The 21,550-nt window shown below is 41.7% G+C and carries 26 protein-coding genes; 2 read left to right on the top strand and 24 right to left on the bottom strand.

Annotated elements, in window-relative coordinates; genetic code table 11:
• The 5 genes from PTE_RS08990 to PTE_RS25705 all read right to left on the bottom strand — a co-directional run.
• The coding region (locus PTE_RS08990; protein WP_051477313.1) for a baseplate assembly protein at positions 1–955 on the bottom strand (955 nt) is incomplete at its 3' end.
• A gap of 4 nt (positions 956–959) precedes the next feature.
• Positions 960–1,301, bottom strand: a complete 342-nt coding sequence (locus PTE_RS08985) for a GPW/gp25 family protein (protein WP_036845297.1) — start codon at positions 1,299–1,301, stop codon at positions 960–962.
• Complete coding sequence (locus PTE_RS26990; RefSeq protein ID WP_036845295.1) at positions 1,301–2,140, bottom strand: phage baseplate assembly protein V; 840 nt, start codon at positions 2,138–2,140, stop codon at positions 1,301–1,303. The genes PTE_RS08985 and PTE_RS26990 overlap by 1 nt, the downstream gene beginning before the upstream one ends.
• 368 nt (positions 2,141–2,508) lie before the next feature.
• Positions 2,509–2,745 carry a tail protein X gene (locus tag PTE_RS08975; protein ID WP_036845293.1) on the bottom strand — a complete coding sequence of 79 codons (237 nt, stop codon included), beginning with the start codon at positions 2,743–2,745 and terminating at the stop codon, positions 2,509–2,511.
• Between the two features lie 300 nt (positions 2,746–3,045).
• A complete protein-coding gene (locus tag PTE_RS25705) occupies positions 3,046–3,210 on the bottom strand; it encodes a hypothetical protein (protein WP_165577087.1) in 165 nt (54 codons plus the stop codon).
• Between the two features lie 401 nt (positions 3,211–3,611).
• Here PTE_RS25705 and PTE_RS08970 point away from each other — a divergent pair, with 401 nt between their 5' ends.
• A complete protein-coding gene (locus PTE_RS08970; RefSeq protein ID WP_369973526.1) occupies positions 3,612–4,199 on the top strand; it encodes a phage repressor protein CI in 588 nt (195 codons plus the stop codon).
• A gap of 283 nt (positions 4,200–4,482) precedes the next feature.
• Here PTE_RS08970 and PTE_RS08965 read toward each other — a convergent pair whose 3' ends face one another.
• Complete coding sequence (locus PTE_RS08965; RefSeq protein ID WP_036845290.1) at positions 4,483–5,055, bottom strand: recombinase family protein; 573 nt, start codon at positions 5,053–5,055, stop codon at positions 4,483–4,485.
• 64 nt (positions 5,056–5,119) lie between these two features.
• Here PTE_RS08965 and PTE_RS26445 point away from each other — a divergent pair, with 64 nt between their 5' ends.
• Positions 5,120–5,485 (top strand): gp53-like domain-containing protein, encoded by a 366-nt coding sequence (locus tag PTE_RS26445; protein ID WP_071992962.1) that lies wholly within the window; start codon positions 5,120–5,122, stop codon positions 5,483–5,485.
• 320 nt (positions 5,486–5,805) lie between these two features.
• Here the strand turns inward: PTE_RS26445 and PTE_RS08955 are convergent, their stop codons facing one another.
• The 18 genes from PTE_RS08955 to mioC all read right to left on the bottom strand — a co-directional run bounded on the left by PTE_RS08955 (position 5,806) and on the right by mioC (position 21,506).
• Positions 5,806–6,114 (bottom strand): gp53-like domain-containing protein, encoded by a 309-nt coding sequence (locus tag PTE_RS08955; protein ID WP_036845288.1) that lies wholly within the window; start codon positions 6,112–6,114, stop codon positions 5,806–5,808.
• The gene (locus tag PTE_RS26830) at positions 6,111–6,236 is read right to left on the bottom strand and encodes a hypothetical protein (RefSeq protein ID WP_280739720.1); all 126 of its coding nucleotides are present in this window, start codon (positions 6,234–6,236) and stop codon (positions 6,111–6,113) included. Before PTE_RS26830 ends, PTE_RS08955 begins: the two co-directional genes overlap by 4 nt.
• A 381-nt stretch (positions 6,237–6,617) precedes the next feature.
• On the bottom strand, positions 6,618–6,758 hold the full coding sequence (ykgO, locus tag PTE_RS08950; protein WP_036845286.1) for a type B 50S ribosomal protein L36: 141 nt from the start codon (positions 6,756–6,758) through the stop codon (positions 6,618–6,620).
• Between the two features lie 17 nt (positions 6,759–6,775).
• Positions 6,776–7,030, bottom strand: a complete 255-nt coding sequence (locus tag PTE_RS08945) for a type B 50S ribosomal protein L31 (protein WP_036845284.1) — start codon at positions 7,028–7,030, stop codon at positions 6,776–6,778.
• A 151-nt stretch (positions 7,031–7,181) separates the two neighbouring features.
• Positions 7,182–9,011, bottom strand: a complete 1,830-nt coding sequence (glmS, locus tag PTE_RS08940) for a glutamine--fructose-6-phosphate transaminase (isomerizing) (protein WP_036845281.1) — start codon at positions 9,009–9,011, stop codon at positions 7,182–7,184.
• 107 nt (positions 9,012–9,118) lie between these two features.
• A complete protein-coding gene (gene glmU / locus PTE_RS08935; RefSeq protein ID WP_036845279.1) occupies positions 9,119–10,489 on the bottom strand; it encodes a bifunctional UDP-N-acetylglucosamine diphosphorylase/glucosamine-1-phosphate N-acetyltransferase GlmU in 1,371 nt (456 codons plus the stop codon).
• Between the two features lie 128 nt (positions 10,490–10,617).
• On the bottom strand, positions 10,618–11,040 hold the full coding sequence (locus tag PTE_RS08930; protein WP_011144452.1) for a F0F1 ATP synthase subunit epsilon: 423 nt from the start codon (positions 11,038–11,040) through the stop codon (positions 10,618–10,620).
• A gap of 21 nt (positions 11,041–11,061) precedes the next feature.
• Complete coding sequence (gene atpD, locus PTE_RS08925; RefSeq protein WP_036845277.1) at positions 11,062–12,444, bottom strand: F0F1 ATP synthase subunit beta; 1,383 nt, start codon at positions 12,442–12,444, stop codon at positions 11,062–11,064.
• Positions 12,445–12,478: 34 nt separating this feature from the next.
• Positions 12,479–13,342, bottom strand: a complete 864-nt coding sequence (gene atpG / locus PTE_RS08920; protein WP_036845274.1) for a F0F1 ATP synthase subunit gamma — start codon at positions 13,340–13,342, stop codon at positions 12,479–12,481.
• A 58-nt stretch (positions 13,343–13,400) separates the two neighbouring features.
• Positions 13,401–14,942: a F0F1 ATP synthase subunit alpha gene (gene atpA / locus PTE_RS08915; RefSeq protein WP_036845272.1), complete on the bottom strand. Its 1,542-nt coding sequence runs from the start codon at positions 14,940–14,942 to the stop codon at positions 13,401–13,403.
• 14 nt (positions 14,943–14,956) lie between these two features.
• Complete coding sequence (gene atpH / locus PTE_RS08910; protein WP_036845270.1) at positions 14,957–15,490, bottom strand: F0F1 ATP synthase subunit delta; 534 nt, start codon at positions 15,488–15,490, stop codon at positions 14,957–14,959.
• 12 nt (positions 15,491–15,502) lie between these two features.
• The gene (gene atpF, locus PTE_RS08905; protein WP_021325028.1) at positions 15,503–15,973 is read right to left on the bottom strand and encodes a F0F1 ATP synthase subunit B; all 471 of its coding nucleotides are present in this window, start codon (positions 15,971–15,973) and stop codon (positions 15,503–15,505) included.
• Positions 15,974–16,031: 58 nt separating this feature from the next.
• Entirely contained in the window at positions 16,032–16,271 is a 240-nt protein-coding gene (gene atpE, locus PTE_RS08900) for a F0F1 ATP synthase subunit C (RefSeq protein WP_000429386.1), read from the bottom strand.
• Between the two features lie 48 nt (positions 16,272–16,319).
• A complete protein-coding gene (gene atpB, locus PTE_RS08895) occupies positions 16,320–17,144 on the bottom strand; it encodes a F0F1 ATP synthase subunit A (RefSeq protein ID WP_036845268.1) in 825 nt (274 codons plus the stop codon).
• Between the two features lie 30 nt (positions 17,145–17,174).
• Positions 17,175–17,552, bottom strand: a complete 378-nt coding sequence (gene atpI / locus PTE_RS08890; RefSeq protein ID WP_036845640.1) for a F0F1 ATP synthase subunit I — start codon at positions 17,550–17,552, stop codon at positions 17,175–17,177.
• Positions 17,553–18,161: 609 nt separating this feature from the next.
• Positions 18,162–18,782, bottom strand: a complete 621-nt coding sequence (gene rsmG / locus PTE_RS08885; RefSeq protein ID WP_036845267.1) for a 16S rRNA (guanine(527)-N(7))-methyltransferase RsmG — start codon at positions 18,780–18,782, stop codon at positions 18,162–18,164.
• A gap of 13 nt (positions 18,783–18,795) precedes the next feature.
• Positions 18,796–20,685 (bottom strand): tRNA uridine-5-carboxymethylaminomethyl(34) synthesis enzyme MnmG, encoded by a 1,890-nt coding sequence (gene mnmG, locus PTE_RS08880; RefSeq protein ID WP_036845265.1) that lies wholly within the window; start codon positions 20,683–20,685, stop codon positions 18,796–18,798.
• 380 nt (positions 20,686–21,065) lie between these two features.
• Complete coding sequence (mioC, locus tag PTE_RS08875; protein WP_036845263.1) at positions 21,066–21,506, bottom strand: FMN-binding protein MioC; 441 nt, start codon at positions 21,504–21,506, stop codon at positions 21,066–21,068.
• Positions 21,507–21,550 lie beyond the last annotated feature (44 nt).

Below are 21,550 nucleotides of genomic sequence, written 5' to 3'. Positions count from 1 at the left end.
AACAATCGGAAGTTTGAGTTTTACCCAGTTCCAGTTTTGCGCTGGTGCAATAAGAAGCTTGATCTTTGCATAAAATAATATCCTTCGCCGGTGCTCTTAGTTCCACCTGCTGTACACCAGCCACATGCAGTGCGGCATAAATGGCAGATAGCCGGATATCCCTTCCCAACTTATGTTGATCTTGCACATATTTATCCATATTTTGTTGAGCCAATTTACGGATAGGTTCAGACTCAGGTGTCGGATAGAGATAAAGCACAGCATCAATCTGGTATTCCACTATTTGTACTGACTGTACTTTTACCCGATCAGCAACTGGTCTAACATTTTCGTCATTAAGTGCTACAACCACTTTATCCAGTAAATCTTGTGAAGCCACGCCTTTATGTTCTGTATCCTCTTCATCTTTTTTACCTTTTTCCCATTTCCATTTCCGTGACAAAATAGTTACAGTCACATTGGCAGGAGATGGGCTGATGACGGAAACATCCGCTACAGTTTGATATTCACCTTTATATTCATCTTTATCAGCATGAATACCTTCATTAACTTTAAGGGTGTGATATTCATACGCACCTATCGGACCTGCAACACTTAGTCCTTCAAAGGCTCTTTGGATTCGATCACGGAAGGTATTATCCGGTTCCATAACTGCCCGAGTAACGTTGTAATTCGCTCCCAATTGGTCCAAATCGCCGTTAGTTGCATAAGCCAGCATTACTGCACGGGCAGCTTCATTAACCCTCTGACGCAATATCAATTCCCGATAAGCGTTTTCCTCAAGTAATTTAACCAGAGGTTCAGATTCCAGTTCCAATGTTCGAGTAATAGCATCTCGTTGTTCTTCAGGGTAAAGAGAGATCAATTCAGCTTTGCGTTCAGCTAACAGGCTTTCATAGTCCAGTGGCTCGACTACATCAGGTGGTGGCAATTGGCTCAGGTCAATGGTTGGCATTGTTTTACCTCACAGGGATGGATAGAGAAAACGCTCCGGCGGACTGCTGATAATGGCCGGCTATATCTACCGTCATTTTGCCGTCTTGTAGGGTATTGATGGTTATAGATGTCAGATTGATGCGCGGTTCCCAGCGGCTGATCGCTGTATAACTGGCTGCCATAACTTGCAGACGCAGAGCTGCATTCTGTGGCCAGTCAATCAATTCAGGTAACAGAGAACCATAAGTACGCCGTTCCACACGGCTACCTACTGGTGTTGATAAGATATCGCTGACAGATTGCCGCACATGTGCCAAATCCGTCAGGCTGCGGCCAGTTTGCCTGTTCATTCCAATATACATCATTATGTTGGGTCTCCTGTTGTTGCACCGCCGGACATGACTCCAGTGTGTTTATGAGAATGTAGGGTCACACCATTAGAGCTGAGTTTTCCGCCGGTATTTTCAACATCACCTTCCAGTTTAGTTTTTCCTTTCAGAGCCAGTTCTGGTGCTTTCAATTCCATTTCTTTTTTTGCTTCACACTTGACTTCATGTGAGCTCAGTGAAAGTGATTTTTTTGCATTTAGTCCAATTTTGATGTCTGCTCCCATTGAAATTTCGTTGTGCGATTTCAATCCAATTTTGTTATCTGCTGACATTGAGATTTCGTTGTGCGATGTCAATCCAATTTTGTTATTTGCCAACATTGAGATTTCGTTTTGCGATGTCAATCCAATTTTGTTATTTGCCGACATTGAGATTTTATCGTGTGCTTTTAGTGTTATATTCGTTGCCTCAAGTGTTATGGAATATGAAGCTTGCACATTAGCAGTCTTAATACCTTTTACGGTTAAGGCACCGAATTTCGGCTCATACACCATTACGGCCCCATCAGGGAAAGCAATATGGACAGCTTCGGAAGAAACTGATGGAGCTAGAAATCGATCGGAATAAACAGCCGGTAATACAAAGGAGGTGGTCAGCTCTCCACCAACGGATAGTAATAAAACCTGCTCACTAACACTGGGGGCCCACCAGGTACGGGAATGACCTGCTCGCATTGTCAACCAAGGCCGCCAGTCAGTTTTAAGATTACCTGTCGCGACCCGGCACATACCTCGGGCATGATCTACCTCAGTAACAACACCAGTTCTGATCAGGTTACGCAATAAGCGTAGAAGTTCTGTTAGTTGTGTATCCATATTCGGAAAAATGCCATATAGGTAGTTATGGGTTTATGTTTGGAAGAATGACATTAAAGGTAGCGGTAGACATTAAAGGTGAATTGTAGGAAAGATCAGACAAATTTCTTGGGAGGGAAAAACTATAACAATATGAATTAAAAAGCCTTTCCCACAATTGAGAAAGGCTTTTATATAATCTATAGTTATAGTCAGAGTTTGACACGATAATTAAAAGAATTTCAATTTTGTACTACCTGACCAAATACTGGGTACAGTGTTACAGGTAATTTTACTTGGCTTGATTGTTGACGATTCCTAATATAAGGTAATAATTCTGTTGAAAAAGCAATCAAGGTAATATGGTTGTCTTTATCCGTCTGTTATCTTTAATCCCATAGTTGCAGAATAGGTTTTGTTGTGGCTGATATAACCTCTGGCATTTCGACTTCAGTGCCATGTGGCAGGATTACGCTATATTCAGACAATTCAGGGAATTTTTTAAATACCAGTTCAACCAACCCTGGATTAGCTTCTAAAACTCGTTCAGTCATACCTTGAGTTCGGCCATAGTGACGCCAGCATAAAGCGTCAACAGTATCATTTTGCTGTGAAATTATTTTCATTAAGTATCCCCTCTATATTACAGAAAATTTTATTAAATTAGAGTGTTATGGTGTGCTAACAAGATAGGAAGAAACAACCAGGCAACATTGTTAAGGGAATAGTACAAACGAAAACAAAAAGCCACCTTCCAGTGGCTAGTTCAACTATCGTCTTCTCAGATTTGCTGAATCATAAGAAAAATCTATTTTTCAGTTCATTTTTCAATGTAATCATAACTGACTGAGAAAATTTAGATTTTTTATCAAATAGAATTTCCAAATGCATATCATTTACCTATCACATTTATTCTTTTGTTACACTTATTCATCAAGCGTTTCGTGATGGTTAACAAGTTGTTTTGCAAGTGGTGTTGATAACTCAGCAATCCAAGCTAAAGCCAGTTCTTTATCTTCAGCATGATTACATTCACAGCTTGTTGCCATTCTGGCGATAAAATTAATACGTTGCGCTATTACTGATTCCATAAGAAAGTCCACTGACAAACTTACCTCCGTATAACATAACTGTATATAAGAACAGTACACGTTGATTAGAAAAAGTTAAAGTAGTTTCTTATCTTTTTTGATAACTATATTTGATAGTGTTAATATATTAATTATTGTTTTTATTGAAATAATTAATTATTAAAAAGGTTTCTTTTCGATCGCAACTCCCTATAATTGATAAATTTTTCTTATTTTTAAACTTGAAAAATTCTTTCCCATTATTTGGATGATATATATACAGATTGAAATTTGAGTGTTCATGATGCAATATTCTAATAAATTCATTTAGGATCACTATAGTTCTTAATCAGAGAGCTTTGTGAAGATAACAAACTCACTAAACTGTACTTTTAATGAAAAAAAACATAACAGAGATAAAAATGGGTGCAGATAGTGGAGGAAAACAAGCTATCGAGCGTCTTGTCCATGCATATGGATTCAAATCACGTCAGGCACTTAGCGACCATTTGGGTGTGTCTAAGAGTACAATGGCAAATCGTTATTTAAGAGATAGCTTTCCAGCAGACTGGATTATTCAATGCAATCTTGAAACTAATGCTTCATTGTCATGGCTAAGCACAGGACAAGGAGAAATGTTCCCTGATGGAGAAAAGGAAAAAGAATCTTTAGAAAATATTATTGCACCGACAATCCCACGCGTTAAATTAGTAGGAGGAAGGCTGAATGTTGAAAACCCTGTAATTTTAGATAATGAACTTATCGCCGGAGAAATTAAAAAACCTCTCATTATTGATGACAACAACTCTTGGTATTTGTTGGATGCAGAAGAACCTGATATTCAGGATGGTTTATGGTTGATTGATATTGAAGGGATGCATAGCATTAAAAAGATCATAAAAATCCCGGGCGGTAAAATTCGTGTCTGTGATCACGATGTAACTTTTGACTGTGCAATTAATGAAATTAATTTCATTGGTCGAGTTTGCCTAATGATTTCCAGGTGCTGACAACCTTTTCCATTGTTAATAAATCAATTCTCAAGTATGTAAATCCTATGCTTAATGGCAATTTTTTGTTCAAGAATGCCCTGATGCAGTGGATTTCACATACAATAAGCTTTTTTTTTGCCAGCAGTACTTGCATATCGGGTTTTTGTCTTCATCTGTTAGTTTTTTGTAGAACAGTGCTAACGTTTTCCACTTGGAAAAGAAAAACAATATATTTTGCATAAATTACTCTTGAGTGTTACACAGTATAAAACTAAACATTTAGTTAATTGCCCTGCAAATATTAAGCTGATGAACAATCCATTTTATTTACCGGAAAATATTTATATATCGTAGATAACGATGTGTTGTAAATTAATGATAACTGCTTCCGTGTGTGGCCTTTCGCCAGTAATCTCGCGGCTTGTTGTTGTTCAGCAAATGAAAACGATACTGGTCTGCCACCAATTCTCCCCTGAGCTCGGGCTGCTATCAATCCTGCATTTGTTCTTTCAACGATCAATTCCCGTTCCATTTCAGCCAGTGCACTCATAACGTGAAAGAAAAATCTCCCCATAGAGGTACTGGTATCAATACTGTCAGTCAGGCTCTGGAAATGAACACCACGTTCACTTAAGTCAGAAATCAAAGTGACCATATTTTTTACGCTACGCCCTAGTCGATCCAATTTCCAAACGACTAAAGTATCGCCTTTTTTAAGTTGTTTTAAAGCCCTTTTTAAACCCGGTCTATTGGCTGTTTTTCCACTGATTTTATCCTCAAAAATCTGCCCGCAATTTATACTTATCAACGCATTTCTCTGTAAATCACTGTTTTGGTCATTTGTTGACACCCGGATATAGCCAATCTTTGCCATGTGTGATCCTTGTTAATACCAATAAAAGACTATTTTTATAGAAATTATCACGGATTAACTAATTTTGAAAAACCTTGGTTTAAAAGAAGGGGCTAAACTAGCTGCTGCTGAAGGATTATTAAACTCCGATGGTTATATAACTATTCCTATGATAGTTAATGGTGTACCAAAGAAGTGGATATTTCAGTGGATGACAGGCCCAATTTGTAATAAAGAAGATGTAACTTACCCAGTATTACAGTTTCCACTTGCTTTCCCGAATATGTGCTTAATAGCTCTAACCGCAACAAAAGGCGATGACACCAAGTTCTCGGATCAAGTGTTTCAAGTATCCTCTTGGACTAATTCAGAAGTAAAAGTATTCCCACAATGGTTTGGTACAGGAAGTCAAGGTCTATGTTATCCACTTATTATAGCTATTGGGTATTAAATATACTCAACAACTTAGGGTTTTCACCCAGATACGTTAAAAGCTGGTTATCTTTCTATGAAAAATTTGCCCTATCATGCAAAACATTCTGATGAACGAAGAATGGAATAGTTAACCAAATTGGTATTTCAAAAATACTAGAGATTGACTGACCAATTCCACCATTATCGTAACTTAAAGGAAGACCGGGCACTATACATTCTATCCCCGGTCTTTTTGTTAGTTATGGCAATGGTGGATATTATTCTGCAATAACTATTGATTGAAACAGTTAATAGTAGTTATGCGAGTCATAGCTGATCGACTTCAACAAGGTTTTTTTATTTCCCCCATACTCGCAAATAAATTGTTACATCTGATTCTGACAAAACATCATTTCTGTTTACTGGAAGATAAATTCCAGCCCACACAGTAATCGAAGTTTTACTTACATCTGACACCCATGATGTTTCAATATAAATCCAGGGAGTATCAAGATTAGTCACCGATGCACCAAGAAAAGCAACAGGAAAAACAATTGGAAAAGATATGTTTTTCATTCTTTCTTGATGCGTATTACTCCGATTATGTACATCGCTCTTTGTCAAAATGACTTTTACATACTGTTCTATAATTCCATTAGGACTCATCCACCAGCCTTTATCATCACTGAAATTACTGGAAAAAAACAGGCATCTGGAATCTGATTACCTTTGTTTCCTATATCACGTTTAGCAGCTTCTTTTAAACTATATTTTACAAAATAGCTCAATCCATGATAATTCCCATAAAAATAGTCTCTTATTGGTATTAAGCAGGGTTACACATGACGAAGATTGGCTATATTCGGGTATCAATAAATGACCAAGATAATGGTTTATAGAGAAATACGTTAATAAGAGTAAATTATGAACTATTTTTTAGGGTAGATTTGTAGCAATAACAACCAATTGAAGGTTTAATTCTAGACTATACAGCAAACATTTATAAGGTTTCATTTTGCGTAAAATATAACTTTTCTTCATCTGGAATTTAATGATGCTAACTCCCTTCTCAAACAAAGTTTAGGTTAGATTAGTTATTCTCAAGATAATTACAAATAAAATACAGAAAAGAAACCCGCAGTTATAAGCTACGAGTTCTACTATTAGTATCAGCGTTTCTTTTTCTTCCCTTGAACAGCCTTAAAACGCGGATTGGATTTACAGATAACATACAACCTGCCCCAACGGCGTACGATTTTGCAATCTGGGTGACGGGTTTTCGCCGTTTTAAGTGAACTTAACACCTGCATTTTTACGATCCCTCAATTTATTTATTGCCAATAAAACGCCCAAATTTTTTCTGGAATCGTGCTGTGCTACCTTCTTGAAATAAAGTTTTCTGCTTACCTGTATAGAAAGGATGTGATTCCGATGATACATCAACAGTCACATACGGATACTCTTCTCCATTCAAGGTAATTGTCCGCTCAGTACGAATAGTGGAGCCAACTGTAAAGTAGGTATTAACACTGGTATCGTGAAATACGACTACCCGGTAGTTTGGATGGATATCTGGTTTCATAACTTCACCACAAATGTAATAATATAACATTACAATATCGCAATTTATTTTTATCATCAAGAAAATAATGAGAAACTCTCTCAATTAAACACAAAAAGCCCCTGTATTTTTAATGTACAGGGGCTTATTTTAACTTCTTATTATAAAGCGATTATTCTACAGTCACTGACTTAGCCAGGTTACGAGGCTGATCAACATCAGTTCCTTTAATCAGCGCAACATGATAAGAGAGCAGTTGCAACGGCACAGTATAAAATATTGGAGCAATCAGTTCTTCAACATGTGGTAATGGGATGATTTTCATTCCTTCGCTGTCTGTAAAACCCGCATCCTGATCAGCAAACACATATAGCAATCCGCCACGAGCACGTACTTCCTCAATATTGGATTTCAATTTTTCCAGCAGTTCATTATTTGGAGCTACAATGATGACTGGCATATCTGCATCAATCAGTGCCAATGGGCCATGTTTTAATTCGCCTGCGGCATAAGCCTCTGCATGGATGTAAGAAATTTCTTTTAATTTCAGCGCACCTTCAACCGCAATCGGATACTGATCACCACGGCCAAGGAATAGAGCATGATGTTTATCAGAAAAATCTTCTGCCAGCGCCTCGATAATTTTATCTTTCGACAGCATGCTTTCGATGCGGCTTGGCAGTGCATGTAATGCATGAACAATTTCTTGCTCCTGTTCAGCATTAACACCTTTTAAACGCCCAAGATAAGCCACCAGCATTAGCAATACTGTCAGCTGGGTTGTGAACGCTTTAGTTGAAGCAACGCCAATTTCTGCACCAGCCTTGGTCATCAAAACAAAATCAGATTCACGCACCAAGGAAGAGCCTGCTACGTTACAAACCGTCAACGATGTGAGGTATTCAAGCTCTTTGGATAAACGCAGTGCTGCCAGTGTATCTGCTGTTTCACCTGATTGAGACAATGTAATTAATAAGCTTCCTGGACGACGTGCTGATTTGCGGTAACGGAATTCAGAAGCAATCTCCACATCACAAGGAATACCCGCCAATGCTTCAAACCAGTAACGGGAAACCATACCAGCGTTATAGGATGTACCACAGGCAACAATCTGAATATGTTCAACTTTAGATAACAATTCAGCTGCATTAAGGCCAAGTTCAGACAAATCTACCTGCCCATGGCTTAAGCGCCCTTCCAGAGTACTTTTGATTGCCATTGGCTGTTCATAGATCTCTTTTTGCATATAGTGACGGTAAACACCTTTGTCACCAGCATCATACTGAATATTGGACTCGATCTGCTCCCGTTCAACCGGTTCGCCCTGAGTATTAAAAATATGCACAGTACGGCGAGTTACTTCCGCAATATCACCTTCTTCAAGAAAGATAAAACGACGGGTAACTGGCAGCAGAGCCAATTGATCAGATGCAAGGAAGTTTTCCCCAACGCCTAAGCCAATAACAAGAGGGCTACCCGATCTCGCAGCGATTATTGTTCCAGGATCGCGGCTATCCATGATAACTGCGCCATAAGCACCACGAAGTTGAGGAATAACATGCTGGACAGCCTCCAGCAAAGTACTACTCTGTTTTTGCTCCCAATGAACAAGGTGGGCAATAACTTCTGTATCAGTATCTGATGTAAACTGATAACCGCGCTCAATTAACTGAATCCGCAATTCTTCGTAATTCTCAATAATGCCGTTGTGAACAACAGCAATATAATCAGATATATGCGGGTGAGCATTTTTCTCGTTTGGTTCACCGTGTGTAGCCCAACGGGTGTGAGCAATACCTGTCCCACCAAGGACTGGTTGCTTGTCAACCTCATCAGCAAGTATTTGCACCTTACCGACTTCACGCAGGCGAAGCATATTATTTTCGTTATCAACAACCGCCAGCCCAGCGGAGTCGTAACCACGGTATTCCAAACGACGAAGCCCTTCAATCAGGATTTCAGCAATATCTCGTTGTGCTACTGCACCAACAATTCCACACATCAGTTTTATTCCTAAAAACAGGGCTGATGAAAGCCCTTTATATGTCACGAACCTGATTGTTTTCCGGCTTTGCCGGTCCCCGAGCCTGTAGAGTGGGGATTATTATTTTATTTTTTCTTTACAGGGCGTTTCCAACCCTGAATATGGGTTTGCTTAATTCTGCTTACTACTAATTCGTTTTCAGCGATATTTTTTGTCACTGTTGTCCCCGCACCAATTGTAGCGCCTTTGGCAACAGTCACTGGCGCAACAAGCTGAGTATCAGAACCAACAAAAACATCGTCGCCAATAACGGTTTTGAATTTATTAACACCATCATAGTTACAGGTAATAGTACCCGCACCAATATTTACATTACGTCCAATCTCAGCATCGCCAAGATAAGTCAGATGTCCCGCTTTAGAGCCCTTACCCAGATAAGATTTCTTCATCTCAACGAAATTCCCTACATGGGCTTTTTCAGCGAGTTTAGAACCAGGACGTAAACGGGCAAAAGGCCCAACAGTACAGCCAACTTCCATTTCAGAATCTTCAACAACAGTATATGGACTAAGAACAGAATCATCGCCGATAATACAATTTTTCAATATGCAACCTGTGCCAATCTGCACGTTATTACCAAGGGCTACATTACCTTCTATAATGACATTGGTATCAATAACTACATCACGGCCATGAGTCAGTGTACCGCGTAAATCAAAACGAGCAGGATCCAACAGCATAACGCCCGCCAGTAATAATTTTGCTGCTTGTTCAGATTGATAAATACGCTCAAGAGCGGAAAGCTGGAGGCAGTTATTCACACCTTCCATTTCACTCAAGCGGCTTGGATGTACTGCTTCAATTTTCCGGCCTTCTTTATAAGCCAAAGCAATCACATCAGTAAGATAATATTCACCTTGAGCATTGTTGTTATTTAATTGGGATAACCAACGTTTTAAATCACCACCATTAGCGACCAGAATACCTGTGTTGATTTCATTGATTTTTCGTTGATCTTCAGTCGCGTCTTTTTGCTCAATGATTCCGGTTACTTCTCCGTTCTCACGAACAATGCGACCATAACCCGTTGGATTATCCAGAATTGCTGTCAGTAAACCAATACCACCTTCAGGTTTAACCACCAGCAGACGTTCAAGGGTATCTGCTCCAATCAGAGGCACATCGCCATACAGTATCAGAATATCTTCATCATCAGTAAAATAGGGTGCAGCCTGTTGCATTGCATGTCCAGTCCCTAACTGCTCTGACTGCAATACCCAATTCAACTTTTGATCAGATAAGGCATGCTTCATCAGATCACCACCATGCCCATAAACCAGATGAACATTTTTAGCATCCAACGCCATTGCAGTATCAATCACATGCTGAACCATAGGTTTACCGGCCAGCAAGTGCAGTACTTTAGGGAGATCAGAATACATGCGGGTTCCTTTACCCGCGGCAAGGATCACAACACTTTTTGCACTGTTAGACATAAGAAACCTGATAACTCCAATTTAAGAAAAAAAAGTAAACCTGTTTGCGAGATAAATTACTACATATTTCGCAATACAAAAAAGCCAGTTAGCTTTCACCAACTGGCTTTTTTCTTTAACTGCCTGTATTACATCGCCTTTTTTGTCAGCTCGATTACACGAAGTTTTGCAATCGCTTTAGACAATTCAGCTGATGCCTGAGCATAGTCAACATCACCGTGAGAATTACGGATGTGTTCTTCAGCTTTACGCTTAGATTCCAGCGCTTTAGCTTCATCCAAATCTTTACCACGGATTGCAGTGTCAGCCAGTACGATAACGCCGCTCGGTTGTACCTCAAGGATACCACCAGAAAGGTAAATCACCTCTTCTTCACCGAACTGCTTAACAATACGTACCATGCCAGGTTTTATGGCAGTAAGTAGTGGAGCATGTCCCGGGTAAATACCCAACTCACCTTCACTACCTGTCACCTGAATTTTCTGTACCAAGCCTTCAAACATCCGGCTCTCAGCACTGACAACATTCAGATGGTAAGTCATTGCAGCCATGTCAACCTCCGGTCAGCCGTATTAAAGTTTCTTCGCTTTTTCCACAGCTTCTTCGATGGTACCTACCATGTAGAACGCTTGTTCTGGCAGGTGGTCATAGTCTCCTTCCAAGATACCTTTAAAGCCACGGATAGTATCTTTCAGGGAAACGAACTTACCTGGTGAACCCGTAAACACCTCTGCAACGAAGAATGGCTGAGACAGGAAGCGCTGGATCTTACGAGCACGCGCAACCACCAGCTTATCGTCTTCTGACAGCTCATCCATACCCAGAATAGCGATAATATCTTTCAGTTCTTGATAACGTTGCAGGATAGACTGAACACCACGGGCAACGTTATAGTGCTCCTGACCAACAACCAGTGGATCGAGCTGACGGCTAGTAGAATCCAACGGATCAACCGCAGGGTAAATACCCAAAGAAGCGATCTGACGGCTCAGCACTACGGTTGCGTCTAAATGCGCGAAAGTCGTCGCCGGAGATGGGTCAGTTAAGTCATCCGCCGGTACATAAACAGCCTGTACGGAAGTAATAGAGCCGGTTTTGGTGGAAGTAATACGTTCTTGCAGAACACCCATTTCTTCCGCCAGAGTTGGCTGATAACCTACCGCTGATGGCATACGACCCAACAATGCAGACACTTCGGTGCCTGCCAGAGTATAACGATAAATGTTATCAACGAACAACAGAACATCACGGCCTTCATCCCGGAACTTCTCAGCCATTGTCAAGCCAGTCAGCGCAACACGCAGACGATTTCCTGGTGGCTCATTCATCTGACCATATACCAGAGATACTTTATCCAGTACGTTAGAGTCGGTCATTTCGTGGTAGAAGTCGTTACCTTCACGGGTACGTTCACCTACACCGGCAAATACGGAGTAACCTGAGTGCTCAATCGCGATGTTACGGATCAGCTCCATCATGTTTACGGTTTTACCTACACCCGCACCACCGAACAGACCCACTTTACCACCCTTAGCGAATGGGCAAATCAGGTCCATTACTTTGATACCGGTTTCCAGCAGCTCTTGAGAGTTAGATAACTCTTCATAGCTTGGAGCCGAGCGGTGAATTGCCCAACGCTCTTCTTCGCCGATATCACCTTTCATGTCGATTGGTTTACCCAACACGTTCATGATACGGCCAAGTGTCGCTTTACCAACGGGAACTTCGATTGGGTGACCTAAATCAGTAACGCTTAAACCACGGCTTAAGCCATCAGAAGTACCCATTGCAATACAACGAACAACGCCGCCGCCCAACTGCTGCTGTACTTCCAGCACCAATTTAGCTTCGCCGTTTTGAACCTCAAGTGCATCGTATACTTTTGGTACGGTATCTTGAGGGAATTCGACGTCCACCACGGCGCCGATTACCTGGATAATCTTTCCAGTAGCCATCTTGAATCCTCTACGTAATTCGTAAACCTAGCTGTTAAACCGCGGAAGCACCCGAGACAATCTCGGTCAGCTCCTGAGTTATGCTGGCCTGACGAGCTTTGTTATAAACCAACTGCAGCTCTTTGATCAGGCTGCCACCATTATCAGTCGCGGCTTTCATCGCCACCATTCGTGCGGCCTGTTCACTAGCCAGGTTTTCAACGACGCCCTGATAAACCTGCGATTCGACATAACGACGCAGCAGTATATCCAGCAACGCCTTAGGATCAGGTTCGTATAAATAGTCCCAGGATTTCTTCTTCAGTGTCTCATCATCTCCGGCAGGCAGAGGCAACAACTGAGTAATAGTAGGTTCCTGAGACATTGTATTGATGAACTTATTTGTCACCACATACAATTTATCCAGACGTCCTTCATCGTATGCTCGCAACATGATATTAACCGGCCCGATTAATTCGGACAGTGAAGGGTTATCTCCCATGCCTGTTACCTGAGCAACAACATTGCCCCCAACAGAAGCAAAGAAAGAGGTCGCCTTAGAGCCGATAAGTGCCAGATCACACTGGACACCTTTATCAGACCAGTCTTTCATGTCTAACAACAGTTTTTTGAACAGATTAGTGTTCAAACCACCGCACAAGCCACGATCGGTAGAAACAACCAGATACCCGATACGTTTGGTTGCACGTTCTTCAAGGTATGGGTGTTTATATTCCAGATTACCTAACGCAAGGTGACCAATCACGCTGCGTATGGTTTCTGCATAAGGACGGCTGGCCGCCATGCGATCCTGCGTTTTACGCATTTTGGACGCAGCAACCATCTCCATCGCTTTAGTGATTTTTTGCGTGTTTTGCACGCTGGCGATCTTGGTACGTATCTCTTTTGCGCCGGCCATTCCTGATTCTCCTCATTAACCAGACGGCCCATGTTTAATTAAACCGGGCCGAATAGTGTTACCAGGACTGAGTTGTTTTGAAGGAGTTAAGCAGAGCGTTCAGCTTCGCTTCGATCTCTTCATTGTAACCACCAGACTGGTCAATCTCTTTCAGAAGATCAGCATGTTCACGGCTGGCATACGCAAGCAGCGCAGACTCGAAATCAATAACTTTAGCAATTTCGATATCTTCCAGATAACCACGCTCCGCAGAAAACAGAGACAGTGACTGCTGTGCAACAGACATTGGCGCATACTGTTTCTGTTTCAGCAACTCAGTGACTTTTTGACCATGATCCAACTGCTTACGGGTTGCATCATCAAGGTCAGAAGCAAACTGAGAAAACGCTGCCAGTTCGCGGTACTGAGCCAAAGCAGTACGGATACCACCAGACAACTTCTTCACGATCTTAGTCTGAGCTGCACCACCGACACGGGATACAGAGATCCCTGGGTTAACTGCCGGACGAATACCCGCGTTGAACAGACTGGATTCCAAGAAGATCTGACCATCAGTAATTGAAATAACGTTTGTCGGTACGAATGCTGATACGTCACCTGCCTGAGTTTCAATGATAGGCAGAGCGGTCAGAGAACCCGTTTTACCTTTCACTTCACCATTAGTGAATTTTTCTACATATTCAGCGTTAACACGCGCAGCACGCTCCAGCAAACGGGAATGCAGATAGAAAACGTCACCTGGAAATGCTTCACGCCCTGGCGGACGACGCAGCAACAGGGAAATTTGACGATAAGCAACAGCCTGCTTAGACAAATCATCATAAACAATCAATGCGTCTTCACCGCGATCGCGGAAATATTCGCCCATCGCACAACCAGAATATGGCGCCAGGTATTGTAATGCAGCAGATTCTGAAGCAGTCGCAACAACAACAATAGTATTGGCAAGAGCACCATGCTCTTCTAATTTACGAACAACGTTCGCAATAGTAGAAGCTTTCTGACCAACTGCGACATAAACACATTTAATGCCTGAGTCACGCTGGTTAATGATTGAGTCAATAGCCAGTGCTGTTTTGCCCGTCTGACGGTCACCGATAATCAGTTCACGTTGACCACGACCGATAGGGATCATGGCGTCAACAGATTTATAACCAGTCTGTACCGGCTGATCAACGGATTGACGGTCGATAACGCCCGGAGCAATCATTTCAACAGCAGAGAAACCATCATGCTCAACAGGACCTTTGCCATCAATTGGCTCACCCAGCGTGTTTACCACACGACCAAGCAGACCACGACCAACAGGAACTTCAAGAATACGGCCAGTACATTTGACCTTCATGCCTTCTGCTAAGTCAGCATACGGGCCCATCACAACCGCACCTACGGAGTCGCGCTCCAGGTTCAATGCGATTGCATAACGATTGCCAGGCAGAGCGATCATCTCACCCTGCATAACTTCGGCTAAACCGTGAATACGAATGATACCGTCATTAACGGATACAATCGTACCTTCATTGTGAGCTTCACTCACTACATTGAACTGAGCAATGCGCTGCTTGATCAGTTCGCTGATTTCGGTGGAATTCAGTTGCATATGCTCCAGTCCCCTTAAGACTGCAAGACGTCTGTTAAGCGATCTAAACGGCCACGAATACTGCCATCGATCACCAAATCACCTGCGCGGACTACCACACCAGCAATAACAGACTTATCAATTTTGCAATTCAGCTTAACTTTGCGTGACAGACGTTTTTCCATCGCCGCAGAAATTTTAGCCAGCTGTTGTTCACTCAGTTCGGCAGCAGAAATCACTTCAACATCAACAGTTGATTCAAGTAACGCACGCAATTGAATAAATTGCTGCAAAACTTCAGGTAACGCCAATAAGCGGCCGTTTTCTGCCATAACACGAATAAAGTTCTGAGCATGTTCATCAACCTGTTCACCGCAAATTGCGATAAAGGCATTGGCTAATGTTTCCGATGCCAATGAACCAGAAAGCAGCTCACCAACTTGCTCATTACGAGTCACTTCAGCTGTGAACACCAGCATATTTTGCCATTGTTCTAGCGATTGTTTTTCCACAGCAAAGTCAAAAGCTGCTTTGGCGTAGGGGCGAGCTACAGTAGCGAATTCAGACATGCCCCTCCCTCCTTACAGTTCAGCGACCAGTTTATCAACGATGTCGCTGTTAGCAGCTTCATCCACGGAACGTTCGATGATTTTCTCGGCACCTATGATAGCCAACATAGCGACCTGCTTACGCAACTCTTCCCGAGCACGCTTACGTTCGGCATCAATTTCTGCCTGAGCTTGCGCTACGATTCTGTTACGTTCCTGCTCAGCTTCCGCTTTTGCATCATCAAGGATCTGGGCTTTTTGTTTATTAGCCTGTTCGATGATGACCTGAGCTTCCGCTTTCGCTTTCTTCATTTGGTCGGTCGCATTGGCTTGCGCTAAGTCCAGGTCCTTTTTGGCGCGTTCCGCAGAAGATAAACCGTCAGCAATTTCTTTTTGACGCTTTTCAATGGCCGCCATGATTGGTGGCCATACAAACTTCATACAGAACATAACAAACAGGACAAACGCAATGGCCTGGCCGAGGATTGTTGCATTAAGATTCACAGCACAATACCTCTTTTAAAATTAATGAGTTGACGTAGTTTCGGATTTTTTCTGCAAACTACGCGACAGCAAACATTACGTACAAGCCAAGGCCCACAGCAATCATCGGGATGGCGTCAACCAGACCCATAACGATAAAGAACTGTGTACGCAGCAGAGGGATTAAATCCGGCTGACGAGCAGCGCCTTCCAAAAATTTACCTCCGAGGATGCCGATACCGATCGCAGCACCGATTGCCGCCAGACCCATCATTACAGCGGCAGCCATGTACAGCAGATCCATATTCAGGTTTTCCATGACAGTCTCCAGTTTGTTTCAGTTAAAACACAGTTATTGTGGTAAAAATTAATGTTCTTCAGATGCCATCGACAGATAAACAATCGTCAGAACCATGAAAATAAAGGCTTGTAACGTAATAATCAGTATGTGGAAGATAGCCCAAGGCAGGCTGAGCATCCACTGCGACCACCACGGTAACAGACCAGCTATAAGAATAAAGATCAATTCACCTGCATACATGTTACCAAACAGTCGCAGACCGAGTGATACCGGTTTTGAAAGCAGGCTAACCCCTTCCAGAATTAAGTTAACCGGAATAAACAATGGATGATTAAAAGGCTGTAAAGTCAGCTCTTTTGTAAAACCACCAACTCCTTTCATCTTAATGCTGTAGTAGAGGATGAGGACAAAGACACCAATAGCCATCGACAAGGTAATACTGACATCTGCTGTTGGTACAACACGCAGAGCAGGTAAGCCGAAGACATGTTCACCGATATAAGGGAGAAAATCGATTGGCAGTAAGTCCATCACGTTCATTAATAACACCCAGACGAACACGGTCAGTGCCAAAGGGGCAATAACTTTGCTCTTGCCGTGATACATATCACGGACACTGTTATCAACAAAACCCATGATTAATTCTATAGCAGTCTGAAGTTTGCCAGGTACGCCACTGGTGGCATTAACCGCAACCTTTCTGAATACATACAGAAATAAAATCCCTAATACGACTGAGAAAAAAAGCGAGTCAATGTTCAACGTCCAGAACGTTGCAGAACCACCAGAGTTGGGATCGACCAACTCAAAGGTACGTAGGTCCAACTGAAGATTATTCAGGTGGTGGCCTATATAGTCCCTTGCAGTTGAAACTTCTCCTGATGCAGACATGATGCCTCTTACCCTTTTGTTGTTGAAAACCTAACCGTTTATCACAGCTGGTGCGATGATCTGCACAACCAGCACCGCTAAATAAGTCAAACCCAGTGGTGCAAACGCCGCTTTAAACACGCCTAAAGCAACAACCAGCACAGCTATTGCAATAATAACCTTCAACCCTTCGCCAATAGCGAAAGACCATGCAACACGTACAGGAACACTTTCTTCTTTTACTTTCTGAAAACTGGCAAATAGCATAAAAATGGCATTAGGTAACCAACATGCTAATCCACCAACAAAAGCAGAAATGCCCCATTCTATACTTTTGGTACAAAAAGCCACACTGAGAACAACAAAAGTCATTAACTGCAAAAAAAGCAGTTTCAGTGCAATTCTACCGCTGTAAAGGGATACAGACATGACTTTTATTTTCTCCCCTTGCACGCCTTGCATATCAGGTTTTGCTAAATGTTGTATAAAACTGCCTTTGCTTAAGTGTGTCAAGTGACAAAAACGTGCAAATTATACGGGCAGCCAAAATGAATTCAATCCATAAGTAGCGAAAAGGTGAACAATTATTTAAATTTTTTACTTTGGTGCCAGATTGTAAGCTAATTATTGTGCTGATTTTCTCTCTCTAATAATTTCACACTCTCAAACTTAAGTGTGATTTGAATCACATAAAATTTTCATTTGTTAATTATATTTAACATTTACAGGGAATGAAAATAAAAAATATCAACATTTAAATCAATAAGTTAATTTAAATTTATAGGAAAAGGTTATTATATTATTGACTTAAATTACCAAGCTAATTTTTAGCTGCTTTAAAAAAGCGAATCTGATGAAAAAACGCTTTATCTGATTTTTAAAGTCCCAACTATCTTAATATCAAGATAACGTTATTTTTATGTAATAACGTGGTAAATTAAAGCTGAAACGAGACAAATCATAATTGACGATGTTGACCACAGTATAATTGTGCTCAACATCACTAATTATTTATAACTTTATTGACAAATAACAAACTTAGTTTGATTTAAGGATAACCAGATGGCGTTGCCCTTCCAGTTCAGGAACATCTAACTGAATAACTGAATCAACAACAATTCCGGAAGGTAACATGGTAAATTCTTCCTTAGGAAGCATGCCCTTAAGCGCATAGAATCGTCCATGAACAGATTCAGGCAAATGGCAGCACCAAGAGACCATATCCTGTAATGAGGCAAAAGCACGGCTTATAACGCCATCAAAAGGTGGTTCAGAAGAGTACATTTCAACCCGGCTTTGTACAGGTTCGATATTCGCCAAACCAAGTTCATGCTGAACCTGGCGCAAGAACCTGACTCTTTTACCTAAACTATCCAACAATGTGAAATGAGAATCTGGACGAACAATAGCTAATGGGATCCCCGGTAACCCCGGACCTGTGCCTACGTCTATAAAACGATGACCCTGTAGATAAGGGCTGACAACAATGCTATCCATAATATGACGTACCAGCATTTGCTCTGGCTCACGGACAGACGTGAGATTATAGGCTTGATTCCATTTGTTGAGCATATCAACATAGGCCATGAGCTGCTGTTTTTGCTGTTGTGAAAGCTCTATTCCTGCTTTAGTCAGCAGAAATTCCAGTTTATTAAGCACAATAAAAATCCTCTCAGGCACTACGGCGCAGTAAGCCCTGTTTTTTCAGCCATACAAGTAAAATCGAAATTGCAGCAGGTGTTACCCCTGAAATGCGTGAAGCCTGACCAATTGAGTTTGGCTTGTGATCATTAAGTTTAGCGACAACTTCATTAGAAAGACCACTAACTTGACGGTAATCAAGATCAACCGGTAATGACGTGTTTTCATTACGCAATTGTTTTTCAATTTCTTCCTGTTGACGGGCAATATACCCTTCATATTTGACCTGAATTTCAATCTGATCAGCTGCTTGCGGTTCTTTAAGACCAGGTGAAAACAGTGGTAATGAAGTTAGTATTTCATAATTTATTTCAGGGCGACGCAATAGATCTTCACCATTAGCTTCTTTCGATAATGGCATTTTTAATATGTTGTTGATGTCACCAAGATTATTTGAATGAGGATGAATCCAAATATTACGCAAACGCTGACGTTCCTGTTCGATCATCTCCACTTTACGGCAGTAATGTTCCCAGCGGTAATCATCCACCAATCCTAATTCGTGGCCCTTCTCTGTCAGACGAAGGTCAGCATTATCTTCACGTAACATCAGGCGATATTCAGCCCGGGAAGTAAACATACGGTATGGTTCTTTAGTGCCCAGAGTACACAAATCATCAACCAGAACACCAATATAAGCTTGATCACGACGAGGGAACCACCCCTCCTCTTCTGAAGCGTAACAGGCTGCGTTAAGTCCGGCTAAAAGCCCTTGAGCGGCAGCTTCTTCATAACCAGTCGTACCATTGATTTGCCCGGCAAAGAATAAGCCATGAATAAATTTACTTTCCAGTGTCTGTTTCAGATCTCTTGGATCAAAGAAGTCATATTCTATTGCATAACCAGGGCGAATAATGCGGGCATTTTCCATCCCTTTCATGGAATGAACAATTTGCATTTGTACATCAAATGGCAAGCTGGTAGAAATACCATTTGGATAAATTTCATTACTGGTCAGTCCTTCTGGTTCAAGAAAGATCTGATGAGCATTGCGATCCGCAAAACGCATGACTTTATCTTCGATCGAAGGGCAGTAACGTGGGCCGATCCCTTCAATGATCCCTGCATACATTGGGCTGCGATCTAAATTATTGCGGATCACATTGTGCGTTTTTTCATTGGTATGAGTAATGTAGCATGGCATCTGTTGTGGATGTTGTCCCACATTTCCAAGAAAAGAGAATACAGGTGTTGGATTATCACCCAGTTGTTGTGTTAGCTGACTAAAATCAATAGTTCTGGCATCAATACGTGGCGGCGTACCTGTTTTTAATCTGTTTACACGTAAAGGCAAATCACGTAAACGCTGTGCTAATGAGATCGCAGGAGGATCACCAGCTCTCCCTCCACTGTAATTTTCCAGACCGATATGGATTTTACCGTCAAGGAATGTACCTACTGTCAGAACAACGGCTTTGGCCCTGAATTTAAGTCCCATACGAGTTATTGCACCAGTGACAGTATCGTTTTCAACAATGAGATCTTCTACGGGTTGTTGGAAAATCATTAAGTTAGGTTGATTTTCTAATGCTGTTCGTATGGCTTGACGGTAAAGAACTCTGTCAGCTTGAGCACGTGTTGCGCGAACAGCGGGTCCTTTACTGGCATTCAAGGTCCTAAATTGAATACCAGCCTGATCAGTGGCTTTAGCCATTAAGCCGCCCAGAGCGTCAATTTCTTTAACCAGATGTCCTTTACCGATCCCACCGATAGCTGGGTTACATGACATTTGGCCCAAAGTATCAATATTGTGAGTCAGTAATAAGGTTTGACGGCCCATACGAGCAGCTGCCATAGCAGCTTCAGTACCGGCGTGACCACCACCGATAATGATGACGTCAAATTGCTCTGGATAAAACATGGTGATGAACCTTCAGTTATAAGAATGCTTAGTGTTGCATTAAGGGAAGAGAATTCTACTCAAGTTTCGGCGATAGACCAAGTAGGTAAGATCGCCGCTAATTAAAAGAAGATCTTTTTTATTTAAAGATCTCTTTATTAGATCTTTTATTAGGATCATGATCTTTTGTGGATAAGTTATTTTTACTTAGAAAGATCATAACCTTGTAAAGGATCATTTGCTGTGAATGATCCGTGATCCTAGCCGGTATAAACTGGGATCTAAACAGCAAGTTATTCACAATGCGATCATGGCCTGATAGTTATACTATGGATAACTACGGGTTAACCCCTGCTTTTTATATGAGTTATCCACAATCGTTCGCTGTTTTTTTGTTCAAATCAGAGTGACTTTGCCCAAATTTTAACCCATTCTTCTGCGGGATCTTCGGGGATCTGATGTTGTTGGATATCAATTTCCAGACGATCGCCGAGGCGTTTGGCCCCATTTTCCACCAATAGTTGATCAAGCGATCTTATCGCCCCACAGAAAGTATCGTATTCAGAACTGCCAATACCAACAGCACCGAATGTTACTTTGCTGAGATCAGGTTTTTTTTCAGAAATTTCTTCTGCCAGTGGTTGTATATTTTCTGGTAATTCCCCTGCCCCATGTGTGGATGTGACTACTAACCAAAATCCTTCCTGAGGAAGTTCATCGAGAGAGGGGCCATGCAGCATTTCGGTGGAAAAACCAGCACCTTCCAGAATTTCAGCCATATGTTCAGCTACGTATTCAGCACTGCCCATCGTGCTGCCGCTGATTAAGGTAATAGTGGCCATAGTGATCCCAACAGATTTCAAGAGCCGCTATTGTACGCTGTGAA

Source organism: Photorhabdus khanii NC19 (assembly GCF_000517265.1).
Lineage (GTDB): Bacteria > Pseudomonadota > Gammaproteobacteria > Enterobacterales > Enterobacteriaceae > Photorhabdus > Photorhabdus khanii.
Note: the sequence above shows the minus strand (reverse complement) of the source record. Positions and strands in the feature narration are given on the sequence as shown.

Excerpts from the sequence above, each read along its gene's own strand:
- mioC (WP_036845263.1), bottom strand. The coding sequence starts at position 21,506 with ATGGCCACTATTACCTTAATCAGCGGCAGCACGATGGGCAGTGCTGAA.
- atpI (WP_036845640.1), bottom strand. The coding sequence starts at position 17,552 with ATGTCTGTATCCCTTTACAGCGGTAGAATTGCACTGAAACTGCTTTTT.
- mnmG (WP_036845265.1), bottom strand. The coding sequence starts at position 20,685 with ATGTTTTATCCAGAGCAATTTGACGTCATCATTATCGGTGGTGGTCAC.
- PTE_RS26990 (WP_036845295.1), bottom strand. The coding sequence starts at position 2,140 with ATGGATACACAACTAACAGAACTTCTACGCTTATTGCGTAACCTGATC.
- atpA (WP_036845272.1), bottom strand. The coding sequence starts at position 14,942 with ATGCAACTGAATTCCACCGAAATCAGCGAACTGATCAAGCAGCGCATT.
- atpE (WP_000429386.1), bottom strand. The coding sequence starts at position 16,271 with ATGGAAAACCTGAATATGGATCTGCTGTACATGGCTGCCGCTGTAATG.
- atpG (WP_036845274.1), bottom strand. The coding sequence starts at position 13,342 with ATGGCCGGCGCAAAAGAGATACGTACCAAGATCGCCAGCGTGCAAAAC.
- PTE_RS25705 (WP_165577087.1), bottom strand. The coding sequence starts at position 3,210 with ATGGAATCAGTAATAGCGCAACGTATTAATTTTATCGCCAGAATGGCA.
- atpB (WP_036845268.1), bottom strand. The coding sequence starts at position 17,144 with ATGTCTGCATCAGGAGAAGTTTCAACTGCAAGGGACTATATAGGCCAC.
- atpD (WP_036845277.1), bottom strand. The coding sequence starts at position 12,444 with ATGGCTACTGGAAAGATTATCCAGGTAATCGGCGCCGTGGTGGACGTC.
- PTE_RS08945 (WP_036845284.1), bottom strand. The coding sequence starts at position 7,030 with ATGAAACCAGATATCCATCCAAACTACCGGGTAGTCGTATTTCACGAT.
- glmU (WP_036845279.1), bottom strand. The coding sequence starts at position 10,489 with ATGTCTAACAGTGCAAAAAGTGTTGTGATCCTTGCCGCGGGTAAAGGA.
- atpH (WP_036845270.1), bottom strand. The coding sequence starts at position 15,490 with ATGTCTGAATTCGCTACTGTAGCTCGCCCCTACGCCAAAGCAGCTTTT.
- PTE_RS08970 (WP_369973526.1), top strand. The coding sequence starts at position 3,612 with ATGGGTGCAGATAGTGGAGGAAAACAAGCTATCGAGCGTCTTGTCCAT.
- PTE_RS08930 (WP_011144452.1), bottom strand. The coding sequence starts at position 11,040 with ATGGCTGCAATGACTTACCATCTGAATGTTGTCAGTGCTGAGAGCCGG.
- ykgO (WP_036845286.1), bottom strand. The coding sequence starts at position 6,758 with ATGCAGGTGTTAAGTTCACTTAAAACGGCGAAAACCCGTCACCCAGAT.
- PTE_RS08965 (WP_036845290.1), bottom strand. The coding sequence starts at position 5,055 with ATGGCAAAGATTGGCTATATCCGGGTGTCAACAAATGACCAAAACAGT.
- PTE_RS08975 (WP_036845293.1), bottom strand. The coding sequence starts at position 2,745 with ATGAAAATAATTTCACAGCAAAATGATACTGTTGACGCTTTATGCTGG.
- PTE_RS08955 (WP_036845288.1), bottom strand. The coding sequence starts at position 6,114 with ATGAGTCCTAATGGAATTATAGAACAGTATGTAAAAGTCATTTTGACA.
- PTE_RS08985 (WP_036845297.1), bottom strand. The coding sequence starts at position 1,301 with ATGATGTATATTGGAATGAACAGGCAAACTGGCCGCAGCCTGACGGAT.
- glmS (WP_036845281.1), bottom strand. The coding sequence starts at position 9,011 with ATGTGTGGAATTGTTGGTGCAGTAGCACAACGAGATATTGCTGAAATC.